Annotated in this window: 24 protein-coding genes; 11 read left to right on the top strand and 13 right to left on the bottom strand. The window is 62.0% G+C overall.

The genetic code is table 11. The features are described 5' to 3' along the window. Positions 1-35: 35 nt before the first annotated feature. Positions 36-1043: a polyphosphate kinase 2 gene (gene ppk2 / locus A3OO_RS0115195; protein ID WP_018408692.1), complete on the top strand. Its 1008-nt coding sequence runs from the start codon at positions 36-38 to the stop codon at positions 1041-1043. On the opposite strand, the gene A3OO_RS0115190 is transcribed toward ppk2, so the two are convergent. Continuing rightward, positions 1040-1600, bottom strand: a complete 561-nt coding sequence (locus A3OO_RS0115190) for a hypothetical protein (RefSeq protein WP_018408691.1) — start codon at positions 1598-1600, stop codon at positions 1040-1042. The two genes, ppk2 and A3OO_RS0115190, sit on opposite strands and share 4 nt — an antisense overlap. Before the next feature lie 254 nt (positions 1601-1854). Here A3OO_RS0115190 and A3OO_RS0115185 point away from each other — a divergent pair, with 254 nt between their 5' ends. Continuing rightward, a complete protein-coding gene (locus tag A3OO_RS0115185; RefSeq protein ID WP_018408690.1) occupies positions 1855-2268 on the top strand; it encodes a ferritin-like domain-containing protein in 414 nt (137 codons plus the stop codon). Positions 2269-2383: 115 nt separating this feature from the next. On the opposite strand, the gene A3OO_RS0115180 is transcribed toward A3OO_RS0115185, so the two are convergent. Continuing rightward, entirely contained in the window at positions 2384-3514 is a 1131-nt protein-coding gene (locus tag A3OO_RS0115180) for a glutaredoxin family protein (RefSeq protein ID WP_018408689.1), read from the bottom strand. Positions 3515-3872: 358 nt separating this feature from the next. On the opposite strand from A3OO_RS0115180, the gene A3OO_RS0115175 reads away from it, so the two are divergent. Then, positions 3873-4310 carry a hypothetical protein gene (locus A3OO_RS0115175; protein WP_124738559.1) on the top strand — a complete coding sequence of 146 codons (438 nt, stop codon included), beginning with the start codon at positions 3873-3875 and terminating at the stop codon, positions 4308-4310. Position 4311: 1 nt separating this feature from the next. On the opposite strand, the gene arsB is transcribed toward A3OO_RS0115175, so the two are convergent. The 3 genes from arsB to A3OO_RS0115160 are packed head-to-tail and all read right to left on the bottom strand — an operon-like array spanning position 4312 to position 6245. Next, positions 4312-5379, bottom strand: a complete 1068-nt coding sequence (arsB, locus tag A3OO_RS0115170; RefSeq protein ID WP_018408687.1) for an ACR3 family arsenite efflux transporter — start codon at positions 5377-5379, stop codon at positions 4312-4314. Positions 5380-5382: 3 nt separating this feature from the next. After that, positions 5383-5910 (bottom strand): arsenate reductase ArsC, encoded by a 528-nt coding sequence (locus tag A3OO_RS0115165; RefSeq protein WP_026223021.1) that lies wholly within the window; start codon positions 5908-5910, stop codon positions 5383-5385. After that, the gene (locus tag A3OO_RS0115160) at positions 5907-6245 is read right to left on the bottom strand and encodes an ArsR/SmtB family transcription factor (protein WP_018408685.1); all 339 of its coding nucleotides are present in this window, start codon (positions 6243-6245) and stop codon (positions 5907-5909) included. Before A3OO_RS0115160 ends, A3OO_RS0115165 begins: the two co-directional genes overlap by 4 nt. Before the next feature lie 113 nt (positions 6246-6358). Here A3OO_RS0115160 and tpiA point away from each other — a divergent pair, with 113 nt between their 5' ends. The 3 genes from tpiA to ndk all read left to right on the top strand — a co-directional run bounded on the left by tpiA (position 6359) and on the right by ndk (position 8782). Next, complete coding sequence (gene tpiA, locus A3OO_RS0115155; RefSeq protein ID WP_018408684.1) at positions 6359-7111, top strand: triose-phosphate isomerase; 753 nt, start codon at positions 6359-6361, stop codon at positions 7109-7111. An 87-nt stretch (positions 7112-7198) separates the two neighbouring features. Further along, entirely contained in the window at positions 7199-8284 is a 1086-nt protein-coding gene (locus tag A3OO_RS0115150; RefSeq protein WP_018408683.1) for a hypothetical protein, read from the top strand. A 75-nt stretch (positions 8285-8359) separates the two neighbouring features. Beyond that, positions 8360-8782, top strand: a complete 423-nt coding sequence (gene ndk / locus A3OO_RS0115145) for a nucleoside-diphosphate kinase (protein ID WP_018408682.1) — start codon at positions 8360-8362, stop codon at positions 8780-8782. 65 nt (positions 8783-8847) lie between these two features. Here ndk and A3OO_RS0115140 read toward each other — a convergent pair whose 3' ends face one another. The 3 genes from A3OO_RS0115140 to purM are packed head-to-tail and all read right to left on the bottom strand — an operon-like array spanning position 8848 to position 11287. After that, entirely contained in the window at positions 8848-9561 is a 714-nt protein-coding gene (locus tag A3OO_RS0115140) for a glutathione S-transferase family protein (protein WP_018408681.1), read from the bottom strand. Continuing rightward, complete coding sequence (purN, locus tag A3OO_RS0115135) at positions 9558-10229, bottom strand: phosphoribosylglycinamide formyltransferase (RefSeq protein ID WP_018408680.1); 672 nt, start codon at positions 10227-10229, stop codon at positions 9558-9560. Before purN ends, A3OO_RS0115140 begins: the two co-directional genes overlap by 4 nt. Next, a complete protein-coding gene (gene purM, locus A3OO_RS0115130; RefSeq protein ID WP_198008819.1) occupies positions 10226-11287 on the bottom strand; it encodes a phosphoribosylformylglycinamidine cyclo-ligase in 1062 nt (353 codons plus the stop codon). Before purM ends, purN begins: the two co-directional genes overlap by 4 nt. A gap of 148 nt (positions 11288-11435) precedes the next feature. On the opposite strand from purM, the gene A3OO_RS0115125 reads away from it, so the two are divergent. The 3 genes from A3OO_RS0115125 to A3OO_RS0115115 all read left to right on the top strand — a co-directional run bounded on the left by A3OO_RS0115125 (position 11436) and on the right by A3OO_RS0115115 (position 15225). Next, a complete protein-coding gene (locus tag A3OO_RS0115125) occupies positions 11436-12521 on the top strand; it encodes a hypothetical protein (protein WP_018408678.1) in 1086 nt (361 codons plus the stop codon). Positions 12522-12691: 170 nt separating this feature from the next. Continuing rightward, a complete protein-coding gene (locus A3OO_RS0115120) occupies positions 12692-13408 on the top strand; it encodes a DUF1013 domain-containing protein (RefSeq protein WP_018408677.1) in 717 nt (238 codons plus the stop codon). Between the two features lie 158 nt (positions 13409-13566). Continuing rightward, entirely contained in the window at positions 13567-15225 is a 1659-nt protein-coding gene (locus A3OO_RS0115115; RefSeq protein WP_018408676.1) for an acyl-CoA synthetase, read from the top strand. A 113-nt stretch (positions 15226-15338) separates the two neighbouring features. Here the strand turns inward: A3OO_RS0115115 and A3OO_RS24035 are convergent, their stop codons facing one another. Next, entirely contained in the window at positions 15339-15506 is a 168-nt protein-coding gene (locus A3OO_RS24035; protein ID WP_018408675.1) for a hypothetical protein, read from the bottom strand. Between the two features lie 310 nt (positions 15507-15816). Here A3OO_RS24035 and A3OO_RS0115100 point away from each other — a divergent pair, with 310 nt between their 5' ends. Then, positions 15817-17643 (top strand): ABC transporter transmembrane domain-containing protein, encoded by a 1827-nt coding sequence (locus tag A3OO_RS0115100; protein ID WP_018408674.1) that lies wholly within the window; start codon positions 15817-15819, stop codon positions 17641-17643. Positions 17644-17658: 15 nt separating this feature from the next. On the opposite strand, the gene A3OO_RS0115095 is transcribed toward A3OO_RS0115100, so the two are convergent. After that, positions 17659-19596 (bottom strand): adenylate/guanylate cyclase domain-containing protein, encoded by a 1938-nt coding sequence (locus A3OO_RS0115095; protein WP_245257171.1) that lies wholly within the window; start codon positions 19594-19596, stop codon positions 17659-17661. A gap of 319 nt (positions 19597-19915) precedes the next feature. Here A3OO_RS0115095 and guaB point away from each other — a divergent pair, with 319 nt between their 5' ends. After that, the gene (guaB, locus tag A3OO_RS0115090) at positions 19916-21403 is read left to right on the top strand and encodes an IMP dehydrogenase (protein WP_018408672.1); all 1488 of its coding nucleotides are present in this window, start codon (positions 19916-19918) and stop codon (positions 21401-21403) included. Positions 21404-22045: 642 nt separating this feature from the next. On the opposite strand, the gene A3OO_RS0115080 is transcribed toward guaB, so the two are convergent. From A3OO_RS0115080 to A3OO_RS0115070, 3 genes are all read right to left on the bottom strand, one after another. Next, positions 22046-23140, bottom strand: a complete 1095-nt coding sequence (locus tag A3OO_RS0115080) for a helix-turn-helix transcriptional regulator (protein WP_018408670.1) — start codon at positions 23138-23140, stop codon at positions 22046-22048. Positions 23141-23246: 106 nt separating this feature from the next. Then, positions 23247-23645, bottom strand: a complete 399-nt coding sequence (locus tag A3OO_RS0115075; protein ID WP_026223019.1) for a c-type cytochrome — start codon at positions 23643-23645, stop codon at positions 23247-23249. 128 nt (positions 23646-23773) lie between these two features. Next, positions 23774-24847: a metallophosphoesterase family protein gene (locus tag A3OO_RS0115070; protein WP_018408668.1), complete on the bottom strand. Its 1074-nt coding sequence runs from the start codon at positions 24845-24847 to the stop codon at positions 23774-23776. Between the last annotated feature and the right edge of the window lie 8 nt (positions 24848-24855).

Below are 24855 nucleotides of genomic sequence, written 5' to 3'. Positions count from 1 at the left end.
TCCAATTCGGAGCGCGCGCCGGAGATGAGCCGATAATGGATGAACCCGTTAACGCCGTCGGGGAGACCGGCGTGGAGGCTATAGTGACCAAAGTCGCGGCTGAGCCCGCGAACGTCCAAGCGGCCGAGCCCGCGGCGCATCCCCACGCGCCACATCAGGACGTGCGTCGCTTGCGGGCTGACGCCGAGGCGGTCCGGAAGGCGTTCGAGTCAGGAGAATTTCCCTACAAGACCCGCCTGAGCGAGAAGGTCTACCTTCGGCACATGGAGCTCCTCCAGGTGGAGCTCCTCAAGGCGCAAAACTGGGTGAAGGAGACCGGTCAACGCATCGTCTTGCTGTTCGAGGGGCGCGACGCCGCCGGCAAGGGCGGCACCATCAAGCGCTTTATGGAACATCTCAATCCGCGCGGCGCGCGGGTCGTCGCCTTGGAAAAGCCGTCCGAGCGCGAGCGCAGCCAGTGGTATTTCCAGCGTTACATCCAGCACCTGCCGGCGGCCGGCGAGGTCGTTTTCTTCGACCGCTCCTGGTACAATCGCGCCGGCGTCGAGCGGGTGATGAATTTCTGCACCCCGAACGAATATCTCGACTTCATGCGCCAATGTCCCGATCTTGAGCGCATGTTCGTCAACTCCGGCGTTCGCCTCTACAAATACTGGTTCTCGGTGACGCGCGAGGAGCAGCAGCGCCGCTTCCGCTCGCGCATGAATGATCCCTTGAAGCAGTGGAAACTCTCGCCGATCGACCGCGCGTCGATGGACAAATGGGACGATTACACCGAGGCGAAGGAGGCGATGTTCTTCTTCTCCGACACGGCCGACGCGCCTTGGATCGTCATTAAATCGGACGACAAAAAGCGCGCGCGCCTTAATTGCATGCAGCACTTTTTATCGAGCCTCGATTATCCGAATAAAGATCATAGCGTCGTACACGGACCCGATCCGCTCATCGTCGGCGCCAGCGCACACGTCATCGGCCGCGACGAGCACATTCTGGGCAAGTCGCTTGCGATGGACGCCGAGAAGAAGCGCAAGCGCACCCGCTAGAGCTTTACGGTATGGGCGTGGACATCGCGCCCGGAGTGCCGCGCCAAAATCTCCTGCGCCTTGCGTTCGCGCTGAGAATCCCGCGTCCGCACCCACAGAAGGAGTCCGCCATGGCGAAGTTGTTCTTCAAGGTGTTTCGCGTGATGATCGCCGATCAGCCTGGCCAAAGCCGCGCCGAGCACGCCTGCGCTTCCTCCCGCGAGCAGCGCGCCCGCGATCACCGTCGCCAGGGCGCCGCCTGACGCGAATATGGCGCTGATCGCCGCGCCGGCGCCGACATACACCAGCCCGCCGATCACGCCGCCTTGCGCATCGCCGATCGATTCCACCGACACGTAATGCGTCCGCGGCGCGGCCTCCTCGTCTTCGAGCTCGGTGACCTTCTTGTATTTATGACCGAGCTTTTCGTCGACGGCCTCCTCGCTTGCGAGCAGACTGATCTCAGCGCGATCGAAGCCCGACGACATCAGATCGTCGATGGCCTCTTGGAGCGCGCCAGCGTCGTTGAACACGCCAACGACCTCGCGCGTCTGACTCTGTTCTTCTTCGATTGTCATTAACGCGTCTCCTTGAAAAGGGCTGTCCGGCGAGCGCAAACCACGCCGTATCTTTTGGATAAGGGGTGGGCTCGCGGAACTTCAAGCGCGCAGCTGGCCGATTGCGGCGAGCGTCGCCGTGGCGAATCGACGCCTCGCTGCTGGTGCGGTCGTCGCTACTTGTTGTCACGCCTTCTTGGTCTTGAGCTCACGGCCAACCATTTGAAACTCATGGCCGCCATTTGAGTTGAAACCACTGAGTTGGAGAAGGCAGCATGTCCGTTGACGAAAAGACGATCGGAGCGCTGCGAGAGGCGCTCGACGATGAGTACAAGGCTCACGCGACCTATCAAGGCGTGATCGACAGATTCGGGCCGGTCAGACCTTTCGTGAATATCATCGAAGCCGAAGAGCGCCACGCGAATGCGCTTCTCCGTCTTTTTGAACGCTTCGGCATCGAGCCGCCGAAGGACAGATGGGCGGGTCAGGTCCCGGCGCCCTCGAGTCTTGCCGAAGCGTGCAAAGCGGGAGTCGAGGCGGAGATCGAGAACGCCGCGATGTATGAGCGGCTTTTGGCGCAAGTCAGCGACGCGAGAGTTCGCGACGTCTTGACGCGGCTTCAACAGGCTTCGCAACAGCGCCACCTCCCGGCGTTCCGTCGCTGTGCGGAGCGTCGATCCGCGGTATGAGCGCTCTCTTCCTTGCAGTGCCGTTGCGCGGGGTCTTTGCCGCTATCGTCACGGCCTCGCCTGGATCATTAGCTCGCGTTCAACATGATCGTTGAGAGAGACAGCGGTCTCTCGCTCAACGCGCCAGCATCCAACCGCCGAGGCCAATGAGAACGACTCCCCCGATCAGGCGGCTGATGGCGGCATAGCGGGTATTGACAATTTTCTGCACGGCGAAGGCCGCCAATCCGAAGATGACAAGATCGTCCAGCATGAAAAAGGCGACATAGAGCTCGATGTAGGCATAGTGCAGAGCGATCGGCAGATCGGTCAACGCAAGCAGGTGCGTGTAGATCGCCGGCAATGCTGCAGAGCAGATGAATTCGATCGCGTTCACCGCGAAGGCCAGCGCAATCACCATGACGAGGCTGGCGATCCCTACGGGCGCGGCGACGATCTTGCGCCCCCACTGCATCGTGCGCTGGCGCTGCTCCATGTCGCCCACTTCGCAGACGACCTCTCCGCGCGCCGCGGCAACGCCGATGAGATGGTCGAGGCCGAAACCGATGGCCGTCAGCGCGATGAGTTGCGTGAGCGGACGAATATATCCAATGAAAAGAAAAGTGTTGAGCCATGCGGTCATGAACAGGAAGTACAGGACTCCTGAAGCGAGCACGAACGTGCCGACCAGCCACCAGATTTTTTGTCGATCCTGAATATTCACGATAAGAGAGATCAGGTAGATCAGCACCCACATCGCGCATGGATTGAACCCGTCCGACAAACCCATGAGCGCTGTCAGCGCGAGAAGGGAATGATGCGTCGGATCAACTTCGCCGATGAGCGGAATAGTAATTTTCGATTCGGCCGTGCGTCGCGCGACGGTTTCCTGGCCGGAAAGCAGCGCGAGAATTTCGCGCCCAGTGGTTTGCGCTGAGTCAAAGCCAATGACATAGCGCGAGCCGCGCACGAAGAGGGGAACGGCTGGGTCTTCTATGCCGTAGTGCTTCACGACTCTTCGAAAGAGCGCCTCGCTCGACGGCTTTGAAATGTCATGTAGCACGTAAGCGATCTTGGGCCGCTGTTTGAGAAACTCGATGGCTTCATGGCAGTGCGGACAGTCGGGCGAGAAAAATACATGCAGCTGGCCATCTTCGCGCCAGTCGATCTGCGCGGGCGGCGGGCTACCCGGCTCTGCAAACTGCAGCCACGCGAAAGCGAGTCCAAGAAGAGCGGCGAGCGCGACGCGAAATCGAGGCAGTTTCAACTTTCGCTCCTTAGCAAATGCGAGAAAATGAATTTAGCAGCTCTGGAGATCGATCCGCTGTGTCTGTTAGCGCCGAACGTCCCGCGCGCCCTGGATCTCGACGTATCGTTGGGCTGAAGGCGGTAGGGCGCATGGCCGTCCCGACAAGCGCCATCTTCAAAAAAAATTCACCATAAAGTTAAGGCACTGCTTGCACTGCAGATATCGCTTGTTTAGAAAAGGAACGCTGAAGCTGGAAGAGGCGCGAGTTGTAGCCCTTCCCCTTCCCGAGGGGCCCGAGACACGCGCTCGGTCGACTGAGCCCTGACAGCTGTGGGCGGCGCGGCCGCCCCTTACGAGCGCCCCAAAAGGAAATCCTATGCTGCGATCTCTTGGTCTTGCAGGAATGATGACGGCTGTACTTTTGACGGCGCCCGCCCAGGCTTTCGATGTTATGGCGCCTGACTACGGCGGACGCGTGGAGCAATATGAAGCCAGGCTTGCGAGGGCGCGGGCTCGGGGCGAGCCGATCCGTATCGGCCCGACTGAATGCGATTCCTCATGCACGCTCTATTTGGCGAATCCCCAGTCCTGTGTTTCCGAGGGCGCGGTTTTGGGCTTCCATGCGCCTTGGTTTGGCGGGCCCGAGGGGGGCGTCGTCGATCCGCGCATGACCGCGGTCTTCGCCGCACATTATAAGCCCGGGCTGCGTCAGGCCTTCATGGCTCACGTGCGACGCCACGCGCATCAGGCCCCCGGCCCGATGCTGCGCATCACCGGCCGCCAGCTCGCGGCGTATGGCTATCGCCTCTGCTGATTTAGGGTAGATCGATGTGCGCGGAGACTTGATCGGGAGATCGCAGCGCTCCGCGCTCATACCAGCCCTTGCTCCGATTGACGATCCAGACAACGCTCAGCATCACTGGAACTTCGATCAGGACGCCAACAACGGTGGCGAGCGCCGCGCCCGAGTCAAAGCCAAAGAGGCTGATGGCCGCCGCGACCGCCAGTTCGAAGAAATTGCTCGCCCCGATCAGCGCCGAAGGGCCGGCGACGCAATGCGCTTCTCCCGCCGCGCGATTGAGCAGATAGGCGAGTCCGGCGTTGAAATAGACCTGGATCAGTATCGGCGCCGCGAGCATGGCGATGATCGCGGGTTGCCGGATGATCTGTTCCCCCTGAAAACCAAAGAGCAGAACGAGCGTCGCGAGCAGCGCGATCAGCGACGCCGGGCCGATATGCGCGAGCGCCTTCGCGAGGCCTTTTTCACCGCCCGCCGCGAGCAACCGTTTGCGGGCGAGCTGCGCGACGATCACCGGAACGACGATGTAGAGAACCACCGAGAGAAACAGCGTGTCCCACGGCAAGACGATCGAGGACAGTCCAAGCAGCAACCCGACGATGGGCGCGAATGCGACGATCATGATTGCGTCGTTGAGCGCGACCTGGCTCAGCGTGAAATGCGGCTCGCCCTTGATGAGATTCGACCACACGAACACCATGGCGGTGCACGGCGCGGCTGCGAGCAGGATCAGGCCGGCGATATAAGAGTCGATCTGGTCCGCCGGCAGATAGGGTCGAAACAGATAGCCGATGAAAATCCATCCGAGCAGCGCCATGGAAAAGGGTTTTATCGCCCAGTTGACGGCGAGCGTGACGCCAATCCCGCGCCAGTGACGCCCGACTTCCGCAAGCGCGGCGAAGTCGATCTTCATCAGCATCGGCGTGATCATGAGCCAGATGAGCGCCGCGACGGGCAAATTGACCTTTGCGACCTCCATCGCGCCAATTGCGTGAAACACGCCCGGCAAAAAATGGCCCAGCGCGACGCCGGCGACGATGCAGAGCGCCACCCAGAGCGAGAGATAGCGTTCGAAAATAGTCATGGCTTACTCCGCGACCGCGTTCGGCGATGTTGCGCCTTCCATCTCGCCGATCTCGCGCAGGCGCTGGCTGAGCGCGAGCTTGTCGAGGCGATGCAGCGGAATTGCACAGAACTGATCGACGCGGTTGCGCAGATAGCGAAAGGCCGTGGCGAAGGCGCGCTGCTTTTCTATGTCGCTTCCTTCCACCGCCGCAGGGTCTTCGATGCCCCAATGCGCCGTCATTGGCTGACCGGGCCATGCCGGACAAGCTTCACCCGCTGCGCTGTCACAGACGGTGAAGACGAAATCCATGCGGGGCGCGTCAGGGCGGGCGAACTCGTCCCAGCTTTTGGACCGATAGCCTTCGGAAGAAAGGCCCATCGTCTCCAGCGTATAGAGCGCGTAGGCGTTCACCTCGCCCTTAGGATGGCTGCCGGCGGAAAAAACGTTGAACCGGCCGGCGCCGCGCTCGCGCAGCAGCGCTTCGGCCAAGATTGAACGCGCACTGTTGCCGGTGCAGAGGAACAGCACGTTATAGGTCCTGTCTGTCATTGGCGAGACTCACATTTGATGCGTGCAAGGGAGTCGGCGGGCGCGCATGGCGCGCCGCCGCAACAGTCTTCGGCAAGGAAGCGCGCCAGCGCATTCAGCCGCGAAAGATCCGCCCGATAGACGATGCTGCGGCCGGTGCGGGCGCTGATGACGAGCTTCGCCTGCGAAAGGACGTTGAGATGGGCGGAGAGCGTGTTTTGTGGAACGCAGAGCGCGCGGGCGACGTCGCCGGCCGGCAGACCCTCGGGCTCGTGCCGGACGAGCAAGCGGAAGGCCTCGAGCCGCGTCGGCTGCGAAAGCGCGGAAAGACAGGCGAGAGCCGCTTCTATTTCCATAAATCCAGATATATCGAAATATATGACGGCGCAATGACATTTCTGTAGGGCGCGCCCACATTGTTGCGTGCCTTTAGCTCTGTTACCGAGGCGTATTGTCAGGAGCATTTCACATGACCCGTCGCCCGCTCGTCGCCGGAAACTGGAAAATGAACGGGCTGCGCGCCTCGCTGGCCGAGATCGAGGCGATGGGCGCCGCCTATGACGATGCGCTGCGCGCGCGCGCCGAACTCATCGTCTGCCCGCCGGCCACCTTGATTGCGGTCGCGCGCGATAGCGCGGCGCGCGGAGGCTTGGGCCTTGGCGGGCAGGATTGCCATGCCGCTGCCAGCGGCGCTCACACGGGCGATATTTCCGCCGAGATGCTCAAGGACGCCGGAGCGTCCTATGTCATCGTCGGCCACAGCGAACGCCGTTCCGACCATGGCGAGACCGACGCCGAAGTTCAGGCGAAGGCCGCCGCCGCCCTGCGCGCCGGGCTTACGCCGATCATTTGCGTCGGCGAAACGCGCGCCGAGCGGGAGGCGGGCGACGCGCTGAGCATTGTCGGCGCGCAGATCGAGGGTTCTCTCCCCGCCGACGCGCCCCCTTACATTGTCGTCGCCTATGAGCCGGTGTGGGCCATCGGAACGGGGCTGACGCCGACAACCGAGGACGTCGCCGAAATGCATGCGTTCGCGCGCGAGCGGATCGAAGCCAGGCTCGGCGGCGGCAAGAGCGGCGATGTGCGCATTCTCTATGGCGGCTCGGTCAAGCCGTCGAACGCCCGCGAATTGATGCATGTCGCCAATGTCGACGGCGCGCTGGTTGGCGGCGCGAGTTTGACGGCCAAGGATTTTATCGGCGTCGCGAGCGCCTATCGCTGATCAGGCGAAGCTGGACAATCGGACGTGCTCGAATAAAGTCATCTCTTCAGAGGGTTTTTTTCAGCAATTGATTGAAAGGGCCGCGTCATGAGCCAGAATGATTTCGGCGTCATCGAACTGATCGATGAAGACCGCCTCTATCCCGGCTCGCGATTCAGCGAAGTGCGGGACGCGATGTTCGCCAATCCCTATCAAAAGGTCTGGGGCGCGCCCGGCGAGCCGCCGCTCCCCTTCGTGATGCCGACCTTTTTCGACATGTTGCGCGCGCTTTGGAGGGGCAGGCACTTTTTGACGCAAGCCGCAGAGCGATCGGTCGATGCGCGCAGCGACCTCAGATGGGGGCCTGACAAGAAAGGCTTCAGACGCATCGTGCATCCCTGGGGCGTCGTTCTGACGGGGCTCTGGGAAATCACGGAGGACAGCGGCTACACCGGCTATTTCCAAAAAGGCAGCAAGGCGCTTGTCGTCGCGCGCTATTCCAACGGCGGGGCGGTGAAGCGCGGCAAACCGCGCGGACAGGGCCTCGCCGGCAAGCTCTTCCCGACGACTGACCCAGACCATAAAGAGCCGCTGCAGACGGCGAACTTCTTCACAATCGACGATATCGTCGGCGCGTCGACGCGCTACATCAACGATGTCGATTTCGTCAATGCGCCGAACGTCACGCTCTCAAACGATTGGGCGACGTCGCCCATCGTCATGACGGCGGGCGTCGTGTTCGCGATCACCGATAAGGATCCGACCGAGCGGCAGCTCCATGAAGTCGCGGAACTCGGCAAACCTCGCGACCTTCCCACCCGCGCCCCCCGCTTCATGCGCTTAAAGCTTGCGCCGGGTCATCCGCGCATTGAAGGAGAGGACCTCGATTCACGCGACGAATTGCTCGCGATGATGTTCGACAAGGGCGATCCAACGCCGAAGCGCGAGATTGTTTTCACCATCGAGGTCACCGAGGATGGCGAAGTGACCGGCCGCACCGGCTTCAAGACAGGAACGTTCCGCAATTGGCGGCGGATCGGCGCGCTGACGTTCGACAACGCCGTCGTCTCCTACAACGGCGATCGCGTCCTGCATTTCCACCATCCGAATTGGCGCATCGATCGCAACGATCCGGCGACCAGGTTCCGGCCCTCCCCAGCGGGCAGCGAAGTGGAAAAGACCGAGGCGGTGTAGGCTTGCCGCTTCGGCAAGCGACCGATATAAGCGCGACGCCTACACCATGCTCCAACGACGAGGCGACGCGCTCCTATGGCGATCGAACGCACTTTTTCCATCCTCAAGCCCGACGCGACGAAGCGCAATCTCACAGGCAAGATCAACGCGCTGATCGAAGATGCGGGCCTGCGCATCGTCGCTCAGAAGCGTATCCACATGACGCGCGAACAGGCGGAAGCTTTTTACGCCGTGCATAAGGAGCGCCCCTTTTTCGGCGAGCTCGTCGACTTCATGATTTCCGAACCCGTCGTCGTGCAGGTCCTCGAAGGCGAGAACGCCATCGCGCGCTACCGCGAAGTCATGGGCGCGACCAATCCTGCCAACGCCGCGCCGGGAACGATCCGCAAGGAACATGCGCTGAGCGTCGGCGAGAATTCGGTGCATGGCTCCGACGCGCCGGAAACCGCGGCGGTGGAAATCGCGCAGTTTTTTTCCGGCAACGAGATCGTCGGCTAATCTGCGCGTCATTGAGTGAGTGGCCGGGCCAAGCCTGGCCATGACACTTGCTGCGCGGCCCCTGACTATGCCGGCGCATTCTCAGGAAAATACGCCTGCACGATTCTGTCGCGATAGGCGACGAGGTTGGCGTTCGCCAGCGCCGCGTCGCGAACGGCGCTCTCCGACATCGGCGATAAGACCGACGCCACAAAGGCGAAGACCGTAGCGTCGGCGCCGCAGGGCGCATCGCCGAAGAGATAGGGCTTGTCGCCGATCAGCGTCGCGAGCGCTTCAATGTCGCGCATGCCGAGCGCATCGATTTCCGATGGGCTGTGGCGACCCATGCCCTGCGCCCAAAGCGATTTGGCGATCCTGCGACGAATGAACCATTTCGCCAGCGGGCGCGCGATGGCTGGCACGCTTGAGAAAAAACGCGCGGGACCGCGTTCGAAATTAGCTTCGTCCATCCAGCGGGTATGGACGATGATCCAATAGAGATGTTCTTCGCACATCTTCTCGACGCACCAGCCGATCGCCTTTTGCGCGGCGCTCAAATGCGCGTCGAAGTCCACGCCGTATTTCTTTTCGACATGGAAACGGATGAAGGTCGAATCGGCGACGGTTTCGCCGTCTTCGTTGATGTAGGGCTGCTTGCCTTTCGGCGCTTTCGAAAAGCCGCTGCGGTCTTCGACATAGTCGAGGCCGGCCATCTTCAGAAGCACCATCGCTTTCGTCACGAAAGGCGATGCGTCCGGCAGCCCCGCGACAGGGCGGAAGCAGTAAAGCGTGATCGTCATGAAATTCCTTGGGTCCGCGTCATGGCGTCGGGAACGATGAGCGCCGCCTCGCGGGGCGCCGGCGCCGCGAGCACGCGATTGCCTTCGATCCGCACGGCGCCCGACGCGACCAGCCGCAGCGCCATCGGATAGATGACATGCTCCTGCGCAAGCACGCGGGCGCCGAGCGTCTGCGGCGTGTCGTCGTCGAGCACGGGCACTGCGGCCTGCGCGACGATCGGACCTTCGTCCATTTCCGGCACGACGAAATGCACGGTGGCGCCGTGAATCTTTACGCCGTCGGCGAGCGCACGCTCATGCGTGTCGAGTCCGCGATAGGAGGGCAGCAGGGCAGGGTGGATGTTGAGCATGCGCCCGCGCCAGAGGCCGACGAACCAGGGCGTGAACATGCGCAGGAAACCGGCGAGGCAAATGAATTGGATGCGGTAGGTTTCCAGGACCAATTGCAGCGAACGCTCGAATTCCTCGCGTCCCGCATAAATTTTGTGGTCGACCGCGGCCGTCGCGACGCCGGCGGCCTTGGCTTTGGCGAGGCCCGGCGCATCGGGACGATTGGAAAGCACGAGGGCGATTTCAGCCGGAAAGCTGGGGTCCCTGGCCGCTGCGATCAGCGCGTCCATGTTCGAGCCGCGACCCGAGATGAGAATCGCGGTGCGCAGCCGCGTCACAACGTCAGAGTCCCGTGCGTAACGACGCGCTCGGCGTCCGTCTCGATGACTTCGCCGATGCGCACGGGCTTCTCGCCGACAGCGCGCAAGGCCGACTCCACCTCGCTGGCGGCCGGCTCGGAGGCCACCACCACCATGCCGATTCCGCAGTTGAAGGTGCGCAGCATCTCGCTTGCCGCGATGCCTCCCGTCTCGGCGAGCCAACGGAAAACCGGCGGAGGCGCGAACGTCGACAGATCAAGCGCGACGCCGAGCCCGCTTGGCAGCACGCGCGGGAGATTGTCGGGAAAGCCGCCGCCGGTGATATGGGCGAGGGCGACGATATGCGGCGTCGCCTTCAAGGCCGCGAGCAGGGGCTTCACGTAGATGCGGGTCGGCGTCAACAGCGCCTTCGCCAGATTGAGGTCTCGCGCGAAAGGCGCGGTGGCGCTCCACGCGAGTCCGGCGTGCTTCACAACGCTGCGTACGAGCGAATAGCCGTTGGAATGGACGCCGGAAGAAGGGAGTCCAAAAAGGACGTCGCCGGCATGGACATCGCGGGGGAGAAGGCGATCACGCTCCGCGGCGCCGACCGCGAAGCCCGCGAGGTCATAGTCGCCGCGCGCATAGAGGCCGGGCATTTCGGCGGTCTCGCCGCCAAGCAGGGCGCAACCCGCCTCGACGCAACCGGCGGCGATGCCCTTCACCACCGACGTCGCGACGTTCGGGTCGAGTTTGGCCGCCGCGTAATAATCCAGGAAGAAAAGCGGCTCGGCGCCCTGAACGATCAGGTCGTTGACGCACATGGCGACGAGATCGATTCCGATCGTCTCATGCAGACCGGATTCAATCGCGATCTTCACCTTGGTGCCGACGCCGTCGTTTGCCGCGACGAGGACAGGATCGGAAAATCCGGCCGCCTTGAGATCGAACACGCCGCCAAAGCCGCCGATCTCGCCGTCGGCGCCGGAGCGCCGCGTCGAACGCACGGCGGGACGGATCATGTCGACGAACCGATTGCCTGCGTCGATGTCGACGCCGGCGCCAGCGTAGGTAAGGCCCGAATTTCTCTGTTGCATTTCATCCTTCGCGTCGTGGGCGCCGGCGTTAGATGGGCGCAAGCGGCGGCGGCTGTCAAATCCGCTCGGAACGGCTACGTTCTTGTGCGTTTGCACAAAGTTTTTTCCGTAGCGCGGCATATGAATGTCGCCGCAAAGGAGCAGCGCCATGAAGATTGGGTTCACTATTGACGATCTCGCGGCGGCCCGCGACGCCGGCGCGATTGACGCCGCGTCCTTCGAGCGGCTGTCACAGTTTCTTGCGTCGCGGCGCGCGGCCCTCGCGGAGGCGACGTCCCAAGCGCCGCGCTATGACGTCGTCAATCTGCTTTGGTACGCCGGCGCGCTGATCGTGCTTGGCGCCATGGGCATGTTTTCGACGACGGCCTTTGGCCTTTGGGGCGACAAAGCGCTGCTGGTCACCGCGATCGTCTACGCCGCCATGTTCGCCTTCGCCGGCGCTTATCTCTGGCATAGGCGCGGCTTGCACACGCCGGGCGGGCTGCTCATCGCCTGCGCAGTGGGGATGGCGCCGCTCGCGATCTTCGCGCTGCAGTCGATGTTCGACGTCAGTCCGGCGGGGGAGGCGCGGCCGTACCGGGACTTCTACATTTGGATTCAGTCGAGCTGGCTTCCCATGGAGCTTGGAACGATTGCGGCGGCTTCTGTCGCGCTGCTCGCCTTTCCCTTTCCGTTCCTCGTCATGATCATCGCCTTCGCGCTCTGGTTCATGTCGATGGATTTGACGCCCTGGCTGATGGGCGTTGCAGAATTTTCATGGGATCAGCGGGCGACGGTGAGCATGTATTTTGGACTCGCAGTGCTGGCCGTGGCCTGGCTCGTCGATCTCAAGCGGTGGCGGAACGGCGATTTCGCTTTCTGGCTGCATCTCTTCGGGCTGCTGGCCTTTTGGGGTGGGCTGACGGCTCAGCACAGCGGCGACGAATTGGGCAAGGCGCTCTATTGTGCCGTCAATGTGGGACTGATTTTTCTATCGCTCTTCCTGATGCGCCGTGTCTATGCGGTATTCGGCGCCGTCGGGGTCACGACCTATCTGGGCTATCTCGCCGGCAGCGTTTTCAAGGATTCGATCCTTTTCCCGTTCGCGTTGTCGGGCATCGGCGTTCTGCTCATCGTCTTCGGCCTGTTGTTTCACCGTTACGGCGCCGCCATCGGCGAAACGATCGGCGAATTGTTGCCGACGCATTTGCGCGGTTTACGCCCGGCGCACGCCCGCGAGCAGGACTCCGCATGAGCGCTGGCCGAGTTGGCGGCGCTTCAGCGGGAGTTTCCGGATTGATTGCGCTTTAGGCGGCGGCGGATTATATAGGCAAAATCCCAACATGGACGGTCGTTCTGTGGGTCGCTGGCGCCGGGCGGCGCGGCGCCAGACGTCGCCCCCATGCCTGATCAAGGAGTTTGCAGATGGGCAACGCCCCGCTGATGCCGAAGGCCACGGCCGTTTGGCTCGTCGAAAATACCTCGCTGACGTTCGATCAGATCGCCGATTTCTGCAAACTGCATCCGCTCGAGGTGAAGGGCATCGCCGACGGCGAGGTCGCGGCCGGCATTCGTGGCCATGATCCGATCACCTCCGGGCAGCTCACGCGCGAGGAGATCGAAAAGGCCGAGAAAAACTCGGGCCATCGCCTCCATCTCTCGGTCTCTAAGGTCGTCGTGCCGGAGGTCAAAAAGGCGCGCGGTCCGCGCTATACGCCGCTCTCGCGCCGTCAGGACCGTCCGAACGCGATTCTGTGGCTCGTGCGCAATCATCCGGAGCTGAAAGACGCCCAGATCATGCGTCTCGTCGGCACCACAAAGACGACCCTGAAGGCGATCCGCGAGCGCACCCACTGGAATTCCGCGGCGCTGACGCCGATGGACCCGGTGACGCTCGGACTTTGCTCGCAGATTGATCTCGACTTTGAAGTCAATCGCGCGGCGAAGGACAAGCCGGCGACCGTGGAGGATCATGGCCAGACGCTGGTTCCTGCAAGCGTCACCACCAGTCCGCGGCCCGAGCCGTCCACGACCGAGGACGTCTTCGGCAAGGCCAAGCCAGCGGCGCCGCAGGACGACGAAGACCATTTCGACGCCGATCGCGTGTTCGGGCGGCTCAAGGACATCGATTTCGGCGAGTGACGACGGCAGTCTCGCGCGAGCGCCGATTGATCAACCGGTAGCCCGCGCGTATCTTGCACATAGAGCTTAGCCGCGCGGACTGACGCACATCGCGCGGGCGAGCGTTGCTTTCGCCGTGTTCACATTCTCGCTCGCTGGCGAACCTTTGGACTCTCCGGATGACCAACTCGCCTTATGATCGCGACCTCGAACGAAATCCCGCCAATTTCCAGCCGCTGACTCCGATCACCTTTCTGGAGCGCGCCGCGGCCGTCTTTCCCGAACGCATCGCGATCGTGCACGGCCAGCTGCGGCGCAATTATCGCGATTTTTACGCCCGCAGCCTGCGGCTCGCGAACGCGCTGGAGAAGGCGGGGCTTGGTCGCGGCGACACCGTCTCCGTCATGCTCGCCAACACACCGGCGATGCTTGAATGCCACTACGCCGTCCCGATGATGGGCGCGGTGCTGAACACGCTGAATACGCGGCTTGACGCTTCGATCCTCGCCTTCACCCTCGACCATGCCGAGACGAAGGCGCTGATTGTCGATCGGGAGTTCTCAGACGTCATTCGCGACGCGCTTTCGCTCGCGAAGGCGAAGCCCGTGATCATTGACTACAGCGATCCGGAATATGACGGGCCCGGCGAGCGGTTGGGCTGTGTCGAATATGAGGACTTCCTGCGCTCGGGCGACGATGATTATCAATGGTCGCCGCCGGGGGACGAGTGGGACGCGATCTCGCTCAATTATACTTCCGGAACGACGGGCGATCCGAAGGGCGTCGTCTATCATCATCGCGGCGCCTATCTGACCGCGCTCGGCAACGTCCTTACCGGCGACATGGGCCGCCACCCGGTCTATCTGTGGACGCTGCCGATGTTCCATTGCAACGGCTGGTGCTTCCCCTGGTCGATTTCAGTCAACGCCGGAACCCATGTCTGTTTGCGACAGGTGCGCGCCGGCCAGATCTATGAATTGATGGCCGAGCACGGCGTCTCGCATCTGTGCGGCGCGCCCATCGTCATGTCGACACTTCTTAACGCGACCGAATCGGAAAAGAAGCCGCTGACGCGAACCGCGCGCTTCTTTACCGCCGCCGCGCCGCCGCCGCAGGCGGTTCTCGCCGGCATGAAGGCGGCCGGATTCGAAGTTACGCATCTTTATGGGCTGACCGAAACCTATGGCCCCGCCGCCGTCAATGAATGGCACGACGACTGGGATTCGCTGGACAGCGCCGCGCAGGCGCAGATGAAGGCGCGTCAAGGCGTGCGCTATCTCGTTCTCGAAAATCTCGACGTGATCGACCCGGACACCATGCAGCCGGTGCCGCGCGACGGCGCGACAATGGGCGAGGTTATGTTCCGCGGCAACGTCGTCATGAAGGGCTACCTGAAGAACAAGAGCGCCTCGGAAAAAGCCTTCCACGGCGGCTGGTTTCATTCAGGCGATCTGGGCGTGCGCCATCCCGACGGATATATTCAGCTGAAGGACCGTTCGAAGGACATCATCATTTCGGGCGGCGAAAATATTTCCTCGATCGAGGTCGAAGACGCGCTGTTTCGTCATCCCAAGGTGCGCGCCGCCGCGGTTGTCGCCGCACCTGACGACAAATGGGGCGAAACGCCTTGCGCCTTTGTCGAGCTGAAGGACGGCGAACAGGCGACGGCGCAGGAGCTGATTGATTGGACGCGTCAGCATTTGGCGCATTTCAAATGCCCGCGCCACGTCGTCTTTTGCGAGCTGCCGAAGACCTCGACAGGCAAGATTCGCAAATATGTTCTGCGCGAACGCGCGCGTGAAATCTGGCCGGCGAGCGCGACGGCGGCGTCCCTTTAGAGGATCCAAAAGAACGGCCTTAAAAAAGAGAGAAGCCAGCAGTCTTGACGACTGCCGGCTTCGCGTCGGGGGCGGAAGGCCGAGACTTTCCGCGCCCCGCAATGTCGCTTAATCTAGAAGAAGAGTCCCAGGCAGCCGCCAGCCAGAGCGCCGACGACAGCGGCCGCGATCGTGTTGGGGATGCCGCCGAGCGCGACGGAGGCGAGACCGCCGAGGATCACCGCGCCGATGCCAGCGAAGATGTAGGTGTTCGTGGTGATTTCGAGTTCTTTCTGAGCCATCGTTCTTCACTCCTCTTATTTCGTTCCCTGAGTCGCGCCTTGTCCGCCGGCGCATTCTCATTCCCATGGGCGCGTCATTTCGACGCAGGCTGGAGGTTAGCACAAGTTGGCGCTGAGTCAATTGCACATGCGACAGGATGTCGCGCATGTAACTAAATGATAAATAAGGATCATTCGGCGATTGATACGATTTTCGCCATTCGATAGTGAAAAAGAAATTTCGATTTCAATGCGCTTCTGCGGCGGTTTCGGTCGCGGAGCGCTCGCTTCAATTCGTTTTCGTCGAATACGGACGTTATACCCCCTGCCGATGACAAAAAAGAACGCTGACGTCGATTCCGTCGATCCCGTGGCGCGCAAACCGGATCGCGGTTTGAAAGCCACTCTCTCTCCGCTTCGGCCCTTGCTGCCCTATGCGCTGCGCTACAAGCGAACGATCGTTTTCGCTTTTGTCGCGCTCCTAGTGGCCGCGGGCGCGACGCTCACCTTGCCGCTCGCCGTGCGCGGCATGATCGACCACGGCTTTTCGGCTGACAGCGCTGGCGCGGTGAACGCCTATTTCGGCGCTATGATCGCGGTCGCCGCGACGCTCGCGATCGCATCTGGCACCCGCTACTATTTCGTCATGACGCTCGGCGAGCATGTGGTCGCCGACCTGCGCGCCGATCTCTTCAAACATCTCACAGTTCTCGACGCCGCCTTCTACGATACGGCGAAGACAGGCGAGCTTCTCTCGCGGCTGACCGCCGACACGACGCAGCTGAAGTCTGCCTTTGGCTCGTCGGCGTCGGTCGCGCTGCGCAATCTTTTCATGTTCTTTGGCGCGATCATCATGATGGTGGCGACGAGTCCCAAGCTTGCCGGTATGACGCTCGCGGCCATCCCGATCATCGTTCTGCCGCTCATCGCGTCAGGCCGGGCGGTGCGCCAGCGCTCCCGCTCCGCGCAGGACACGCTCGCGCAGGCTTCCGCTTATGCCGGGGAAAATCTCTCGGCCGTGCGCGCCATGCAGGCGAACGGCGCGCAGGCGTCGACGACGGCGCGATTCACGCGCGCGGTGGTGGCCGCCTATGACGCGGCGCAGGCCGCGACGCTGCTTCGCGCTATCGTGACCGCCGGAGCGATTCTTGTCGTCTTCACGAGCGTTGTCGGCGTGCTCTGGTTGGGAGCCCAGGACGTGCTCGCCGGACACATGACGTCGGGCGTTCTGTCCCAGTTCGTTCTCTACGCGGTGCTTGGCGCAAGCTCGCTCGGCGAACTCACTCAGACCTGGAGCGAACTCTCCGCTGCCGCCGGCGCCGCCGGCCGCATCGCCGAAATTCTTGCCATTCAACCGCGGATCGTGGCCCCGGCGCGGCCGACTCCGCCGCCGGCGCGCTGGCAGGGACGCATCGCCTTCGATCATGTGCGCTTCGCCTATGCGACGGCGCCGAATAAGCCCGCGCTGCAGGATTTCTCGCTCGTCGTTGCGCCGGGCGAGCGCGTCGCGCTGGTCGGGCCGTCCGGCGCGGGCAAATCGACAACCTTTGCGCTGCTCCTTCGCTTCTACGACGTGGATTCGGGTTCCATTACTCTCGACGGCGTCGACCTGCGCGATCTCGATCCCGTGGCGCTGCGCCGGGCGATCGCGCTCGCTCCGCAGGATCCGGTGATCTTCGGACTCTCCGTCGCTGAAAACATCGCCTATGGCCGCGACGACGCGTCGAGCGGGGAGATCGTCGCCGCGGCGAAGCGCGCCCAGGCGCACGACTTCATCATGGCGCTGCCGATGGGCTACGACACGCTGCTCGGCGAGCGCGGCGTCACGCTCTCCGGCGGGCAGCGCCAGCGTCTCGCCATTGCGCGCGCAATCCTCGCCGACGCGCCGGTGCTGCTCCTGGACGAAGCCACCTCGGCGCTCGACGCCGAGAACGAGGCTTTGGTGCAGGCGGCGCTGCATGACGTCATGCAGGGGCGCACGAGTCTCGTGATCGCCCATCGTCTCGCGACCGTGTTGGAAGCCGATCGAATCATCGTGGTCGACGAAGGCCGCATCGTCGAGCAGGGCACGCACGCGAGTCTGACCGCCGCCGGCGGCCTTTATGCGCGGCTCGCCAAACTGCAGTTCGACACCGACCGCGCCGGCGCCGCCGCCTGAGCGCGCGGACGACGCTTATTCGCTTGAACGGATGCGCTCGATCGTCGCCTTTAGCAGACTGATCGCCTCGTCCTTATCGGCTTTCAGGAGATCGACGTCGACGCGCAAACCCTCACGCTCCTCGTGAATGGCCTCCGTCATGGACGGCGCCTTTTTGCCAATCGCTCTATATGTGCGGATCGGGCCGCTGACGCCCTTCACATGAAGCGGAGATTGTTCTTCGACTTCGATCGCGTCGCTCACAAGCGTCATCGTCTCATGAGAGATGAGGATCGCGCCCGGCGCGGCCGACTGCTCAAGTCGCGCCGCCACATTCACCTGATGACCGACGATGGTGTAATCCATCCGCTCCTGGCTGCCGAAATCGCCGACGGTGCAATAGCCCGTGTTGACGCCGATGCGGATCTGGAATCTCTGGTCCAAGCCTTGTTCGCGCCATCGGCGCTCCAATTGTCGGGTCATCGCCTGCATGTCGAGCGCCATGAGAATGCACGCCACGGCGTCTTCCTTGACACCGCGCGTCTCCGAGTCGCCGAAGAAAATCATGACCGCGTCGCCGATATATTTGTCGATGGTGGCGCCATAGGCCAACGCGAGGTTCGCCATTTCATTCAGGAAATCATTCAGCATGCGGGTGATGTCTTCGGATTCCAGCCGCTCGGCCATTTCGCTAAAGCCGACGACATCGGAAAAAAAGATCGTCAGCTTCTTCCGTTTCGCTGAAATGGACGCGACAGTTTTATTCTTGAAGAGCGTGCCGTAGAGCTGGGGCGAAAGATATTTCGAGAGGCGCGCCGACAGTCTTTCGAGTTCCGTATTTCGCTCTTGAAGCGCCTGGGTTCGTTGCGTCACGAGCGCGTCGAGCGTCCGTTCGCGATCGAGAAAATCGAGCGCCATTTTCTTGAAGACGCGCGCCAATTGTCCCACTTCGTCGGTCCGTTCCTCGACATCCGACAATTCGCCGGCCGAAAACGCTCTGCGCTCGACATTATGCGCGGCTTTGGTGATCGCCACGACAGGGGCCGTCTGTTTTCGCGCGATCCAGACCGCCACGCCGCCGCCGAGCAGGGTTGCGGCCAAAGCGATCCCGAGCGCCGTTTCGATCTGCGAGGCGAGAACGCTGTTCAGTCGCGCCGTCGGCATTCTGATCAGAGCGGCGCCGATGGCGCCGCCGCCGTTATCCGCATTAATCGGCGAGATGACGCTGAGCTTGCCGACTCCATTCACCGACCTTGGCTTTCCGCTTGCGATAACGGTGCGGACGGGCGCCAGCTCCTCGTCCGTCAGCTGATCGCCGCCGTTGTTGAGACGTGCGGCCTTAGGGCTGGCGATCAGGTTCGAATCCTTGTTGAAAATGAAGATCGCGTCGATTTCGCCGCTGCCCAAAAGGTTATCGATGGCGCGCGGAAGGCCGATCTGCTCGTCGACGTCTTCAAGAATGCGCGCATTGTAGCCGACCTGCACGATCCGCGGCTTGTCTGCGCCGCGCACGCCGACATATTTGAACCGCTCATTGTCGATCTCGCGCTTCCTGGCGTCCTGGACGACCTTGTCAGTCTTGCCGCTCAGAAGCTTCCAAAATTCATGCGCCTGCGGCTGCTCCTCGGCGGACGCGCTGAATTGGAAGTCCGCGTTTTGGTTGCCGTGAACGTAGGCGTAGCCTTTTTCGTCGGTCACCCAGAATTCGTCGAGAACGGTTTTCTTGGTGATTGCGCTGAGCCGGTTTTTTATCTCGGTCGACGTCATGCCAGCCTTTTCCGCAGCGTCGATAAACTGCGCCAGAAGCTCGGCCGAGACGATCATGTGCTGCGAGAGCATCTGCTCGACTTCAAGCGGAAGTTCGCGCGCGAGGCTCGCGCTCCGGGCCAGAAGCCGCGCGACGCTCTCGCCTTCAACTTCGGCTTCGGCGAGCAAGGCGCGATAGTTGGACCAGGAGAGCAGTATCGAGGACATCAGCGTCGCGCCGACGCTGAGCGCAGCGACTAATGCGACCAGGCGTGAAGCAAAGCTAAGTTGAATAAGGCGCATAATCTTCTCGCGTTCGGATCATTACCGTAAAAGCATATCAAATTTTCTCGGCTGCCGACCCGCGCATACGCCCAACGTGCGCCAACGAGGCCAATGCAGCCTCAGGACTCGCAAACTGATTTCCTGTCATTTGCCTTCCTCCTGAATAATGCTATGAGCACGCGCCAACCCCAGACGGCGCAGGCCGTCAAAATTTCCATCCCGCGGCTGACGCTTGCATCGCCGCTCAGAGGAGTTGGCGCCAATGGCCATATCGCCCGTCACGTTGACCGAAGCATTGACCTTCGACGACGTGTTGCTGCGGCCCGGCCATTCGCGGGTGATGCCTTCCGCCGTCGATGTCACGACCCGGCTGACGCGCGAGATCACGCTCAATTTGCCAATCGTTTCGGCCGCGATGGACACCGTCACTGAGGCGCGTCTCGCGATCGCTATGGCGCAGGCGGGCGGCATCGGCGTCATCCACCAGAACCTGTCGCCCGCCGCGCAAGCCGCCGAAGTGCGCAAGGTCAAGCGCTACGAAAGCGGCATGGTGATCGACCCGATCACCATTTTCCCTGACGAAACCCTCGCCGACGCGCTTGCGCTGATGGCGGGCCACGGCATTTCGGGAATTCCGGTGGTCGAGCGCGCCAGCGACGGCGGCAGGGGCAAGCTCGTCGGCATCCTGACCAATCGCGACGTGCGCTTCGCCCAGGACCGCAGCCATCCCGTGGCCGAGTTGATGACGAAAAAGCTCGTCACGGTGCAAGAAGGCGTAGGGCAGGCGGAGGCGCAGCGGCTGCTTCACGCGCATCGCATCGAGAAACTGCTCGTCGTCGACGAGGATTACCGCTGCGTCGGCCTCGTCACCGTCAAGGACATTGAGAAGGCGACGCAACATCCTTACGCCTGCAAGGATCATGAAGGGCGGCTGCGCGTCGCTGCCGCCTCGACCGTCGGCGACCACGGCTTTGAGCGCGCGCTTCAACTCATCGACGCCGGCGTCGATTGCGTGGTGATCGACACCGCGCATGGTCATTCGCAGTCCGTGATCGACCAAGTGACGCGGGTCAAGAAGGCGTCGAACAAGGTCTCGATCATTGCCGGCAACATCGCCACCGCGGAAGCGGCCAAGGCGCTGATCGGCGCCGGCGCCGACGCGATCAAAGTCGGCATCGGCCCCGGCTCGATCTGCACGACGCGGATCGTTGCGGGCGTCGGCGTGCCGCAGCTCACCGCAATCATGGAGGCTGCGGACGAAGCGCGCAAAGCCGACGTGCCGGTGATCGGCGACGGCGGCGTCAAATATTCCGGCGACCTCGCCAAGGCGATCGCGGCGGGCGCCGACGTCGTCATGATCGGCTCGCTGTTCGCGGGAACCGAGGAGTCGCCCGGCGAGGTGTTTTTGTATCAGGGCCGTTCGTTCAAGGCCTATCGCGGCATGGGTTCAGTGGGCGCGATGACCGCAGGGTCGGCGACGCGCTATTTCCAGGGCGACGTGAAGGAACAGCTCAAACTTGTTCCAGAGGGCATCGAAGGACAGGTGCCCTATCGTGGCCCGATCGCGCCGATCCTCTACCAGCTCGCCGGCGGCCTGCGCGCGGCGATGGGCTATGTGGGCGCGCCGACGGTCAAGGAGTTCCAGGAGCGCGCGCAGTTCGTGCGCATCACCAACGCCGGATTGCGCGAGAGCCATGTGCATGACGTCGCGATCACCCGCGAGAGCCCGAACTATCCGACGGGCGTGTGAGACGCCAAAAAAATGGGGCCGCGCAACGGCCCCTAAAAGGTGGGAGAAAAGTCAAGGAGGAAACATCCTGGTAAAAGTATCACCTGAGAAGTAAGCGCCAGATAAGCGAACAATGAGAGCATTTGCGCCCGTCTAACTCCTTGCGCCCCTCACTGTTCATGAAAAAAACTACGACCAAAATCGCTTCTCCGCGTCATTCGAATTGATGATGACGGGGTTTTTTTTGAAGCGTGGCTCACGTATTCGCCGAGAGCAGGTTCCGAAAAGTTGACAGACTTTTTCGATGAGAACCCCCTCCAATATTTTGATTTTCGAGCGCTTCCTCCCGATCACATGGTCCATGGATCACATGGTCCATGCGGGAAGGAAGCGCCCTGATGGCGCGCACTTGAGCTGACGTGGGAAAGCAGAGGGCCTCGCGAAGGCCCTCCAAATTTGAATTAGAAAGTGCTGCTCGTAAAATCGCTCAAAAGGCAGGCTGAAAATTGAGCGCGTAGTATCGAACCCCGAGTTACTGAAGCGTCCGCGGCAATTTCGTCCGCCCCCCCGACGTTCGAGAAAACGTTAAGACGAAACAAAAGGGCCGGCATCATCCAAACGGATGAGGCCGGCCCTCAATTCCTTGAAATCAAATGTAGACGCTTATTCGCCTCTCGGCGCGTTGATTGGGGCGAGCCCGCCAAGGAGCGCGACCACTTCGGCTTGGCGGTTGCACCCGGTTTTTTCCATGACGCCGCGCAGATGCGTGCGCACAGTGTTGCGCGACACGGACTGCTCCGTGGCGATTTCTTCCAGCGTATTGCCCGCCACGAGGCCGCGCGCGACGCGCGCCTCGGCCGGCGTAAGGTCATAGAGCGACTGAACCAGCTCGATCGCCGGCGCCTGCTGCGAGCCGATCGGAGTCATCACCAGAATCGCCGCGCAACGCACGAAAATGTCGCGCGCCGGGCCGCGGATCGGCACCAGATTGGCGATCATCGGACTTTCGTCTTCGCCAGCCCGGGCGGCGAAGGATTTCGGCGCGCCGATGAGATCGTCGTCGAGCGTGTCCATGGCCTGACGCAGCAGCCCGTCGGCGGAGGCGTCGACGAGCGACACGCGGTCGTGGGCGCGCCAGCGGACATATTTGGTCAGCGCATTGCTCGGGTCGTTGGCGGAAATGACGCGCCCGTCTTCGTCAAGCACGAGCGCCGGGAGGCCGATGAGCGCGAAGGTTTCGCCCGCAACGCGGGCGCGCTCGAGTTGCAGACGCGTAGCGAGGAAGGCGGCGCGCGCAAGGTGCGGCCGCAATTCATCGAGCTTGCGGATGACGGACGGCTCGACCGGTCCGCGGTTATGCGAGCGTTCGAGGCAGATGATGCCGGTGTCGCCGGTGGGCAGCGAGATCGCGGTCGCCGCGCTGAACCCTGGCCCGCGTGGCCGCAGGAAGTCGCTGTAGTTGGTGTCGCGCTCAAGCTCCTCCGCCGTATAGACGTCGTCGTCGGTGAGGAATCCCGGATGGCGGCGACTGAACAGCCTGCCGCCGCGCGTGCAGTTGCTGAGCCAGTCGCCGCGCATGAAGTTCTCGACATGTTCGCAGATCGCCGGGGACGCCGTCCAGCGGGAGACTTTTTCGCGCGCCGCGAAGAGCACGCCGCCCTGCGCCTCGGCAAGATGTGAGAGTTCGTCGAGCACGTCGGGCCACATGTCCGGCGCGAAGGAGCATTCGTAAATACGATCGATGAGTTCCTGAACCATCTTCAAAATCTCTTGCTGGCGGTCGCGCTAAAGGCGCGTGCGCTTTGAAATAAACCGTATGCAAACGTGCGGCCGGCGAGATGGTTCCACCCGGCTGCGAATTTGGTCAGTGTTTGCCGGCGTCGATCGCGACTCCTTTGCGCTCCTTATGAATATAAGCGACGAGCGCCGTCATCTTCGGATCATCGGCCGGAAGCGCGGCTCCCTGCAGCGGGTTTCTGATGCACCAGTTCACCATTTCAAAGAGCTGCGCGACCTTTCCAAGCTGCTTTTGAAATTTCGGATAGGTCTCCGGGTGGGTGTTGGCGGCGTTGGGATGGCACTGCGCGCAGGCGACGCCGTTGGTGCCCACAGCTCCACTGGTCCAAAGCTCGCGGCCTTTCTTCGCCACTGAATCAAATTCGCTCTGCCAACGGTCGACGTCTGTCCCCGTGAATTCATCGGCGAGCGTTGCCGGCGAAAGCAGCACAGCGCCCAAAACAAGCGCAATCGTAAATTGGCGCATCGTCATTCTCCTCGACCTAGAGCATGTTCCGAAAAAGTTGACAGACTTTTCGGTGACAATCTGCTCCGACATTTTGGTTTTGAGCGATTCCTTATCGATCACATGATTCCATGTGATCGGGAAACGCTCTAGTAATGGAGTTGCGGCGCCTTGCGGACGATCGCCTCTTGATATTTCTTGTCGACGGGCTTCCCAAGCTTCGGATCGTAGCCGACGACGCGCTCGCCATTGTCCCACAGCTGATACCGAGCGGTGACGCGCCCGGAGTTGACGTCGATCATCTGCCAGCCAGTGGCGTCGCGTTCGAAGAACGGGTCAGCGCGGTTCATCGGAACCGTCAGCACAGGAACATGCGCGCCAGCCTGCGCATAAGTGTCGGGGTAGGGCCAGGGCCAGGCCGTCGCCATCACCGCATTGAAGGAGATGTTGCCGATCTGGTTGTACTGGATCTGGTGCACATGGCCGTAGATCACATTGACGGTCTTGAACGGCTGCAACAAGGCCTGCACCTGCTCGGCGTCGTCAGTCCAGAAATTCCAGCCTTTGTAGATCTTCTGCAGCGGCGAGTGCGAGAAGACGATGAGCGGCGTGTCCTTGGACACTTTGTCGAGATCATCCTTGAGCCAGGCGCGCTGCTTTTCGCCGACCATGAACGGCGAGCCGTTGGGATTATCGAGCCCGGCCATTTCGAGCATGCGCTGCTCGGCCGTCGGCCATCGATGAAACGTCCATTCATCGGTCGTGAGAATCGAATTCAAGACGACGAAATGGACGCCCTTGTGATCGAAGCTGTACCACTGCGGACCATAGAGCTTCGACCAATACTCGCCGAGGTCGAGATAATAGTCATGCTCGCCCATGACGCAGTGGAGCTTGCCCTTCACATGCGAAAGCATCTCGGCGCCGTGATCGAGCTCCTCCTTCTTGCCGAGCTGCGCGAGATCGCCGCCGAACATCACGAAATCGGCTTCCGGCGTAATGAGATTGGCCTCGGCGACGGCGCGCTTCAGGCCCATGTCCCAGTTGCGCACGAAGCTCGCGCCTTTGATCTGCTGAATGTGCGAATCGGAAATATAGGTGAAGCTGAAATCCTCGCGCGTTCCGCCGAAGGCGAGGCGCACCATGGAGATCGGCAGGGTCGTGAGCGTTCCGGCGGCGGCGCCGGCGGCGATGACGCTGCGTCGGGTGATGAGTCTGGTCATTTCTATCC

It is taken from the genome of Methylocystis rosea SV97 (genome assembly GCF_000372845.1).
Classification (GTDB): Bacteria; Pseudomonadota; Alphaproteobacteria; order Rhizobiales; family Beijerinckiaceae; genus Methylocystis; species Methylocystis rosea.
Note: the sequence above shows the minus strand (reverse complement) of the source record. Positions and strands in the feature narration are given on the sequence as shown.